Origin of the sequence: Nocardioides sp. (genome assembly GCF_035503875.1) — a bacterium.
Taxonomy (GTDB): Bacteria; Actinomycetota; Actinomycetes; order Propionibacteriales; family Nocardioidaceae; genus Nocardioides.
In genome coordinates this window covers 1-8,206 of the sequence record NZ_DATJTA010000012.1, presented here as the reverse complement: position 1 = coordinate 8,206, position 8,206 = coordinate 1, and the positions used below count along the sequence as shown (strand labels likewise).

Sequence of the window (8,206 nt, the reverse complement as noted above, 5' to 3'; positions counted from 1 at the left end):
CGTGTCCCTGAGCGCGCGGCCGGGCGCGCGCTCAGGGACACGACCCCGGCATGCGGGAAGGCCCCGGCCCGCGTCACGCGGACCGGGGCCTCCCGGGTGAAGCTGGCGGACTCAGAAGTCCATGCCGCCCATGCCGCCGGTCGGGTCGCCCGCAGGGGCGGCCTTCTCCGGCTTGTCGGCCACGACGGCCTCGGTGGTGAGGAACAGCGCGGCGATCGACGCGGCGTTCTGCAGCGCCGAGCGGGTGACCTTCGCCGGGTCGATGATGCCCTCGGCGATCATGTCGACGTACTCGCCGGTGGCGGCGTTGAGGCCGTGGCCGGCGGTGAGGCCGGAGACCTTCTCCGCCACGACGCCGCCCTCGAGACCGGCGTTGACCGCGATCTGCTTGAGCGGGGCCGAGGTGGCGACGCGGACGATGTTGGCACCGGTGGCCTCGTCGCCCGTGACGTCGAGCTTGTCGAACGCGGTGGCCGCAGCCTGCACCAGGGCGACGCCGCCGCCGGCGACGATGCCCTCCTCGACGGCCGCCTTCGCGTTGCGGACGGCGTCCTCGATGCGGTGCTTGCGCTCCTTGAGCTCGACCTCGGTGGCCGCGCCGACCTTGATGACGGCCACGCCGCCGGCCAGCTTGGCGAGGCGCTCCTGGAGCTTCTCGCGGTCGTAGTCGGAGTCCGACTTCTCGATCTCGGCGCGGATCTGGTTGACCCGGCCCTCGATCTGGGCCGCGTCGCCGGCACCCTCGACGATGGTGGTCTCGTCCTTGGTGATGACGACCTTGCGGGCCTGGCCGAGCAGCTCGATGCCGGTCGACTCGAGCTTGAGGCCGACCTCCTCGGAGATGACCTGGCCGCCGGTCAGGATCGCGATGTCCTGCAGCATGGCCTTGCGGCGGTCACCGAAGCCCGGGGCCTTGACGGCGACGGACTTGAAGGTGCCGCGGATCTTGTTGACGACCAGCGTGGACAGGGCCTCGCCGTCGACGTCCTCGGCGATGATCAGCAGCGGCTTGCCGGACTGCATGACCTTCTCGAGCAGCGGCAGCAGGTCCTTGACGTTCGAGACCTTCTGGTTGGCCACGAGGATGTAGGGGTCCTCCAGGACCGTCTCCATGCGCTCGGGGTCGGTCACGAAGTAGGCCGAGATGTAGCCCTTGTCGAACCGCATGCCCTCGGTGAGCTCGAGGTCGATGCCGAAGGTGTTCGACTCCTCGACGGTGATGACGCCTTCCTTGCCGACCTTGTCCATCGCCTCGGCGATGGCGTCGCCGACGGTGGTGTCGCCACCGGCGGAGATGGTGGCGGTCGCGGCGATCTGCTCGCGGGTCTCGACGTCCTTGGCCATGCCGAGCAGCTGCTCGGAGACGGCGGCGACGGCGGACTCGATGCCGCGCTTGAGACCCATCGGGTTCGCACCGGCGGCGACGTTGCGCAGGCCCTCGCGGACCATCGCCTGCGCCAGCACGGTGGCGGTGGTGGTGCCGTCGCCCGCGACGTCGTCGGTCTTCTTGGCGACCTCCTTGACGAGCTCGGCACCGATCTTCTCGTACGGGTCCTCGAGCTCGATCTCCTTGGCGATGCTCACACCGTCGTTGGTGATCGTGGGGGCGCCCCACTTCTTCTCCAGGACGACGTTGCGGCCCTTCGGGCCGAGGGTGACCTTGACGGCGTCGGCGAGCGTGTTCATGCCACGCTCGAGGCCGCGCCGGGCCTCCTCGTTGAAAGCAATCAGCTTGGGCATAACTCCTGCGATTCCTCACGCTTAGAGTTGTGGATCCGGTTCGATGGGTTGCCCGCGACGGACGATCCCGCTGACCGGCGAACCCTTTCTCGCCGGCGCCTGGACCTCAACTGGCACCGATCCGGTTTGTCACTCTCATGGTAAGAGTGCCAACCCAATGTTTAGCACTCGACCCCTGCGAGTGCAAGAAATCCACCGGGGGCCGGACGGGGCTCAGAGGCGGGCCTGCACCGCGTCCGCGAAGGGGAGGGCGTTGCCCGGGATGACGTCGAGGTACAGCCCGGGCTCGGTGATCTCGACCTCGCTGACGACCAGGCGGCCGTCGTACCGCATCAGGTCGACGCGGCCGTACGACAGCTCGGTGCCGAGCAGCTCCTCGACCGCCCGCGTGGTGGCGACGGCGACCTCGGCCGCCACCGGGTCGAGGTCGGCGATCATCGAGCTGCCGCCGTACTCCTCGTGGACGCGGACGTCGCCGACCGCCGCGACCTTGCGCACCTGGCTCACGGCCCGGCCGTTCAGGACGAAGACGGAGTGCTCCCCCTCGCTGTGCACCGACTCGACGACCGGCTGGCCGAGCCACGGGCCGCCCGGCGGGGTCGGCGCCCAGGCCTCGGCGTCGTCGACGACGAGCAGGCCGCGGCCGCCGGCGGCGACCCGCGGCTTGACGACCGCTCGGCCGAAGCGCGCGACGAGGGGGCGCACGTCCTCGCGGTCGTGGACCAGCACGCTCGGGACGACGGGTACGCCGCGCCCCGAGAGCTCGACGAGGTAGCGCTTGTCGGTGTTCCAGCGGAAGACCGCGGAGCCGTTGAGCAGCACCGGTCCGGCCGCCTCGACCGCCTCGGCCCAGGCCAGGAACTCCGTGAGCCGGTCCTCGTAGTCCCAGGTGGAGCGGGCCGCGACCACCCCGGCGCCCGCCCAGTCGACCTCGGGGTCGTCCCAGCGGACCCACCGGCTGGTGATGCCGCGCCGGGCGAGCTCGAGGTCGAGCGCCGCGTGGCCGGGCTCCCCCTCGGGCATCGCGGAGAAGGTGGTCAGCAGCACGTCGGGCACGGGCAGTGACGCTACGTCACGGCCGCGCCGGCCGGCAGCGGGGTTTCGCCGCGCGGGAGGCTGTGGCCGAACGGCACCCGGTCGTGCACGCCGAGGGCGGCCAGCACCGACGGGAGCATCGCCCGCGCGGTGCGCTTGTAGCCGAGCGGGCTGGGGTGGAAGCGGTCGAGGCTGAACATCTCGTCGGGGTTGGTGATGAAGAACGGCCCGACCACGTGGGCCAGCGACACGACGTGCGCCCCGGCCCGCAGCGCACCCGCGCGCTGGGCGTTGGCCAGCTGCCGCGAGGCCCGCGAGCCGAGCGCCCGCAGCGGCTGCGGGACCGGTCGCAGCGCGCCGAGGTCGGGGCAGGTGCCGACCACGACGGCCGTGCCGCGCTCGCGCAACCGACGGATCGCGGCCTCCAGGTCGCGCACCGAGTCGCCCACCGGCACCCGGTGGGTGACGTCGTTGCCGCCGACGACGATCACCGCGACGTCGGCGGCGTACGACGCCGGCAGCCCGTCGAGCTGGGCGACCAGCATCGACGTCTCCGCCCCGACGACGGCGGCGGTCCGCAGCCGGACCGCCCGCTGCGTCCGCTTCGCGAGCTGCCGGGCCAGCCGGCCGCCGAGCGTCTCCTTGGCCCGCTCGGCGCCGAGCCCGGCGGCGATCGAGTCGCCGAGGAGCAGCAGGTCCACCGGGTCGCCGTACCGCTTGCGCCACGTCCGGTCGGCGTCGATCGCGGACTCGCCGAGGGGCTTGCCGATGATCTCCCGCGCGCGGGCCGCCTGGGACCGGAGCAGCCGGCGCGAGCCGACGACGAAGCCGAGGCCGAGCAGGGCGAGTCCACCGGAGGCGGTGCCGACGAGACGGGGCGAGACGGTCATGGGGACGACTGATCACACCGACCTGAACGGGTTCTTGCGGGGAGGTGTCGATTCGACGCCTGCCCGTCCGTCATCGGGGTGGAAGACTCAGCCGCACTCCACCCGAGGAGAGAGAACCATGACCGAGTACGTCGTACTGCTGCCCGGCGACGAGAGCGCCTGGGAGCGCGCCGGGGCCGAGGAGCGGACCGTCACCTACGCCCGGCACGAGGAGTTCTCGCAGCTCCTCGAGAAGCGCGGGCACCGGATCACCGGCGGCGCCGAGCTGACCCATTCGCGGACCGCCAAGGTGGTCCGCCGTACCCCCGACGGCGGGCACGCCGTCACCGACGGGCCGTACGCCGAGGCCGTCGAGCAGCTGTCGGGCTACTACGTCGTCGAGAGCGACGACCTCGACGACCTGCTGGAGATCTGCGCCGTGCTGGCGTCGGTCGAGGAGGGCGTGGAGGTCCGGGCCACCGTCGACCACGGAGGGGACGCCTCGTGAAGTTCGTGCTGCTGATGGCCGAGGACGACCACTTCGAGAAGTGGCAGCGGGCCGACGACGCCGAGCGGGAGGCGGTCTTCGCGGCGTTCGGCGCCTTCGCGGAGGCGGTCGAGGCGCGGGGCTCCGTCATCGGCGGCGAGGGCCTGGCGCCCGTCGCCGAGGCGGTCACCCTCCGCCCGGGCGCCGACCGGCCCGTCACCGAGGGGCCGTACGCCGAGACCGCGGAGCAGCTGGGCGGTCTCTGGATCGTCGACCTGCCCGACCTCGAGACCGCCGTCGAGCTGGCCCGGCTGCTGCCGGCGTCGTACTCGGTCGAGATCCGGCGCGCCACCGAGGACTGAGGCCTGAACCCGCTGGAGGCGCTGCTGCGCGACGAGTGGGGCCGGCTGCTGGCCCTGCTCGTCGCGTGGTGCCGGCGGCTGGACCTCGCCGAGGACGGGCTGGCCGACGCGTTCGAGGCGGCGGCTCGGTCCTGGCCCGCGGACGGGACGCCGGCCAACCCGCCCGCCTGGCTGCTGACCGCGGCGCGGCGGCGGATCACCGACCGGCTGCGCGCCGAGGCGGTGGCCGCACGGAAGCGGCCGCTGCTGGAGGTCGACGCCGCCGTGCGCGCGGACGCGCAGCGGGTGCTGGCCGACGCCGGGGAGGAGATCGTGGACGAGCGGCTGCGGCTGGTGCTGCTCTGCGCGCACCCGCGGCTGTCCCGGGAGGCCGCCGCGGCGCTGACCCTGCGCCTGGTCCTCGGCGTGCCGACCGAGGACGTCGCCCGGCTCTTCCTGGTGCCGACCCCCACGATGGCGGCCCGGCTCACCCGCGCCCGCCGCAAGCTGGCGGGCGCCGCGTTCGCGGTCCCGCCGGGCGCCGAGCTGGGCGAGCGGGTCGGGGTGGTCGCGGACGTCGCGTACCTCGCCTTCACCAGCGGCTACGCCCCCGGCTCTGGCGCCGACGTGCTCCGCGCCGACGTCGCCGCGGAGGCGATCCGGCTGGTGCGGGTGCTGCGCTCGCTGCTGGCCGCCGGCTCCTGGCCGGAGCTCGACGCGCTGCTGGCGCTGATGCTGCTGCAGCACGCCCGGCGCGATGCCCGGGTCGTCGACGGGCGGCTGGTGCTCCTCCCCGAGCAGGACCGGACCCGCTGGCACCACCCGGAGGCGCTCGAAGCGCTGACCCTGCTCCGTCCGCTCGTGGACTCGCCGCCCGCGCCGTACCTCCTGCAGGCGCTGATCGCCGCCGAGCACGCGATCGCGCCGACGCCGGAGGCGACCGCGTGGGACCGGATCGTGGCGCGGTACGACGAGCTGCTGGCCCTCGGCGACTCGCCCGTCGTCCGGCTCAACCGGGCCGTCGCCGTCGCCGAGCGGGACGGACCCGCCGCCGGCCTCGCCGCCCTGGACGGCGTGGCCCTCCGCGGGCACCGGCTGCCCGCCGTCCGCGCCGAGCTGCTGTCCCGCCTGGGCCGTCGCGACGACGCGATGCGCGCCTTCGACGCCGCGCTGGCCCTGTGCGGCAACGAGGCGGAGTCGGCGCATCTGCGGACGCGGCGGGCGACAATGGAGGCGTGACCGACCCCGCCCGCTTCCGCGCGATCGGCGAGGCCGGCTGGCGCTGGGTCATCGACCAGGTGCGGTACGACGACGCCGGCCCCTGGATCCCCGAGTACGGCGACGGCGGACCACCGGAGGCGGCGTACCGGTTCGGGACGCACAGCGGGACCGGCGGGCTGGCGCTGGCGCTGGGTGCGGTGGCGACAACCCGGGACTGGACCGAGGGTGAGGCGGCGCTGGCGACGGCGATCGGCGACCAGCTGGTCGCGCGGGCCGCGACGGCGGGTGATGCGACGTACTTCGACGGGCTGGCGGGTGACGTGCACGCGCTGCTCGCGCTCGGTCGGTCTCCCCGGCCGGCGCTCGACCGGCTGCACGCGATCGGGACCGACGCCGGGTGGCCGCAGCTGAGCACGGCGGCGCCGACGGTCGCGCCGGGGACGCCGTTCCTCGACCTGACGCTGGGCACGGCGGGGGTGTTGGACGCCGCCGTGGCCGGTGGGGACGTCGCGCTGGCGACCCGGGCCGCGGAGCTCCTGGCGGCCGAGGCCCAGCCCCGGCCCGACGGGCTCGCGTGGCTGATGGTGGCCGACGAGCTGCGCCTGGTGCCGCGGCGGGCGGAGATGCCGAACCTGTCACACGGGACCGCGGGTGCCGCCCTGGCGCTGGCGTCCGCCGGGTCCTTCCTGGGCAGGCCCGACCTGGTCGACCTCGCCCGCCGGGGCGCCGAGCACCTGGTCGCGATCCGGGACCGCTCGGTCGACGGGCTCGCGATCCCGCACCTGCTGGTGTCGCCGGGGATCGACCCGGCGGACGTGCACGACGGCGAGCGGCTCACCTGGGGCTGGTGCCACGGTCCGGCGGGGACGTCGCTGCTCTTCGCGGCCCTGGACCGCGCGGGCGTGGCGTCCGTCGCCGGCCGGCCGCCGGCTGCCTGGCACGCGGACTGCCTCCGCGCCGTACGGAACTCCGGTGTGCCCGATCGGCTGCGCCCCGGCTTCTGGGACAACGACGGCCGCTGCTGCGGCACCGCCGGGGTCGGCGAGGTGTTCCTGGCCGCGGGTGAACGCGACTTCGCCGTACGCCTCGGCGACGCGCTGGTGGACCGGGCGGTCGTCGACGGTCAGCGCGCCTGCTGGCGCTTCGTCGAACACCGCTCCCCCGACCCCCTGCTCCCGCCCGGGGTGGGCTGGATGCAGGGCGCGGCCGGGATCGCGGCGTACCTGCTGCGGCTGGCGGCGGCGCTGTAACGCGGTGCCGACCCGGGGGTCAGCCCCCGGCGACCGCCGGGATGACCGAGATCTGGGTGCCGTCGGGGGTGGGCGTGTCCAGGCTGTCGAGGAAGCGGACGTCGTCGTTGCCGACGTACACGTTCACGAAGCGGCGCAGCTCGCCGGAGTCGTCGAGGATCCGGGCCTTGATCCCGCTGAAGCTCGCGTCCAGGTCGTCCAGGACCTCGGCCAGGGTCGCGCCGCTGGCGCTGACCTCGGACTCGCCACCGGTGTAGGTGCGCAGGATGGTGGGGATGCGGACGGAGACGCTCACGGGATCCTCTTCTGTCGGGGTGTCGAGACTCAGGCCAGGCCGGTGGCGACGAAGGCGGCGTACGACGGGTCGATCGTCGCGACCGGGCCGACCGCGTCGGAGACCGCGTCCAGCGTCTTCAGGCCGTGGCCGGTGTTGATGACGACGGTCTCCAGCGAGGTGTCCAGCTGACCGGTCTCGACGAGCTTCTTCAGTACGCCGACGGTGGTGCCGCCCGCGGTCTCGGTGAAGACGCCCTCGGTGCGGGCCAGCAGCACGATGGCCTCGCGGACCTCGTCGTCGGTGATGTCCTCGACCGCGCCGCCGGTCTCGCGGCAGATGTCGAGGACGTAGATGCCGTCGGCGGGGTTGCCGATGGCCAGGCTCTTGGCGATGGTGTCCGGCTTGACCGGGCGGATCGCGTCGACGCCGGCCTTGTAGGCGACCGAGACGGGCGAGCAGCCGGTGGCCTGGGCGCCGTACACCTTGTAGGGCTTGTCCTCGACCAGGCCGAGCTTGATCAGCTCCTGGAAGGCCTTGTGCACCTTCGTCAGCTGCGAGCCGGACGCCACCGGGATGACGATCTGGTCGGGCAGGCGCCAGCCGAGTTGCTCGGCGATCTCGTAGCCCAGGGTCTTCGAGCCCTCGGCGTAGTACGGGCGGACGTTGACGTTCACGAACGCCCAGTCCTCGTTCTCCGCGGCGAGCTCCTGGGCGAGGCGGTTCACGTCGTCGTAGTTGCCGTCGACGGCGATCAGGGCGCCTTCGTACACCGCGCTCATGAGGATCTTGGCGCGTTCGAGGTTGGAGGGGACGAGAACGACGGACTTCCAGCCGGCCCGGGCGGCGGCCGCGGCGACGGCGTTCGCCAGGTTGCCGGTGGACGGGCAGGCCAGCACCTTGAAGCCGAGTTCGCGGGCGGCGGCGAGTGCGACGCCGACGACGCGGTCCTTGAACGAGTGGGTGGGGTTGCCGGTGTCGTCCTTCAC

Annotated in this window: 9 protein-coding genes; 4 read left to right on the top strand and 5 right to left on the bottom strand. The window is 73.6% G+C overall.

What is annotated here, in order from left to right:
* Window positions 1-111 precede the first annotated feature (111 nt).
* From groL to VMF51_RS03710, 3 genes are all read right to left on the bottom strand, one after another.
* On the bottom strand, window positions 112-1,740 hold the full coding sequence (gene groL, locus VMF51_RS03720; protein ID WP_325473053.1) for a chaperonin GroEL: 1,629 nt from the start codon (window positions 1,738-1,740) through the stop codon (window positions 112-114).
* Window positions 1,741-1,953: 213 nt separating this feature from the next.
* Complete coding sequence (locus VMF51_RS03715; RefSeq protein ID WP_325473052.1) at window positions 1,954-2,796, bottom strand: hypothetical protein; 843 nt, start codon at window positions 2,794-2,796, stop codon at window positions 1,954-1,956.
* 11 nt (window positions 2,797-2,807) lie between these two features.
* Complete coding sequence (locus tag VMF51_RS03710; RefSeq protein WP_325473051.1) at window positions 2,808-3,665, bottom strand: SGNH/GDSL hydrolase family protein; 858 nt, start codon at window positions 3,663-3,665, stop codon at window positions 2,808-2,810.
* 118 nt (window positions 3,666-3,783) lie between these two features.
* Between VMF51_RS03710 and VMF51_RS03705 the strand changes: the two genes are divergently transcribed.
* The 4 genes from VMF51_RS03705 to VMF51_RS03690 are packed head-to-tail and all read left to right on the top strand — an operon-like array spanning window position 3,784 to window position 6,943.
* Complete coding sequence (locus VMF51_RS03705; protein WP_325473050.1) at window positions 3,784-4,152, top strand: YciI family protein; 369 nt, start codon at window positions 3,784-3,786, stop codon at window positions 4,150-4,152.
* Window positions 4,149-4,493, top strand: a complete 345-nt coding sequence (locus VMF51_RS03700; RefSeq protein ID WP_325473049.1) for a YciI family protein — start codon at window positions 4,149-4,151, stop codon at window positions 4,491-4,493. The genes VMF51_RS03705 and VMF51_RS03700 overlap by 4 nt, the downstream gene beginning before the upstream one ends.
* A gap of 3 nt (window positions 4,494-4,496) precedes the next feature.
* On the top strand, window positions 4,497-5,711 hold the full coding sequence (locus VMF51_RS03695; RefSeq protein ID WP_325473054.1) for an RNA polymerase sigma factor: 1,215 nt from the start codon (window positions 4,497-4,499) through the stop codon (window positions 5,709-5,711).
* Window positions 5,708-6,943 (top strand): lanthionine synthetase LanC family protein, encoded by a 1,236-nt coding sequence (locus tag VMF51_RS03690; protein ID WP_325473048.1) that lies wholly within the window; start codon window positions 5,708-5,710, stop codon window positions 6,941-6,943. Before VMF51_RS03695 ends, VMF51_RS03690 begins: the two co-directional genes overlap by 4 nt.
* 19 nt (window positions 6,944-6,962) lie before the next feature.
* Here VMF51_RS03690 and VMF51_RS03685 read toward each other — a convergent pair whose 3' ends face one another.
* Together VMF51_RS03685 and thrC are read right to left on the bottom strand one after the other, a co-directional pair.
* Window positions 6,963-7,238, bottom strand: a complete 276-nt coding sequence (locus VMF51_RS03685) for a MoaD/ThiS family protein (RefSeq protein ID WP_325473047.1) — start codon at window positions 7,236-7,238, stop codon at window positions 6,963-6,965.
* Between the two features lie 29 nt (window positions 7,239-7,267).
* Window positions 7,268-8,206 (bottom strand): threonine synthase (thrC, locus tag VMF51_RS03680; RefSeq protein WP_325473046.1); only part of this gene is annotated, 939 nt, incomplete at its 5' end.

Bases quoted from the DNA above. Each gene is read 5' to 3' on its own strand.
- groL (WP_325473053.1), bottom strand. From the start codon at position 1,740: ATGCCCAAGCTGATTGCTTTCAACGAGGAGGCCCGGCGCGGCCTCGAG.
- VMF51_RS03710 (WP_325473051.1), bottom strand. From the start codon at position 3,665: ATGACCGTCTCGCCCCGTCTCGTCGGCACCGCCTCCGGTGGACTCGCC.
- VMF51_RS03705 (WP_325473050.1), top strand. From the start codon at position 3,784: ATGACCGAGTACGTCGTACTGCTGCCCGGCGACGAGAGCGCCTGGGAG.